This window comes from Streptococcus mitis, from assembly GCF_905187495.1.
In the GTDB taxonomy this organism is placed as follows: domain Bacteria; phylum Bacillota; class Bacilli; order Lactobacillales; family Streptococcaceae; genus Streptococcus; species Streptococcus mitis_CU.
This window is the reverse complement of sequence record NZ_CAJJIB010000073.1, coordinates 1-218: the sequence shown is the minus strand read 5'-3', so window position 1 is coordinate 218 and position 218 is coordinate 1. Positions and strand designations below refer to the sequence as shown.

The 218-nt window shown below is 41.7% G+C and carries 1 protein-coding gene; it reads left to right on the top strand.

Annotation, left to right across the window (positions count from 1 at the left end; translation table 11 throughout):
* Window positions 1-218, top strand: a 218-nt coding sequence (locus tag JQ843_RS05385; RefSeq protein ID WP_203213085.1) for a MucBP domain-containing protein, incomplete at both ends; no start/stop codon positions are given.

Sequence of the window (218 nt, the reverse complement as noted above, 5' to 3'; positions counted from 1 at the left end):
TAATCCCTTCAGAAACAACAGAAGGAAAAGTGGGAGATGAGTACACAACAAGTGGAAAAGTGATTCCAGGACACCTACTTGTTCGTGTAGATGGAGATGCTAAAGGTAAGATTGGAACAGAAGGTTCGACAGTAACATACGTGTACAAACCAATCGGATCATGGATTCCAAACATCCCAGGTCAACCAACAAACCCAATCAAGTATCCAAATGATCCA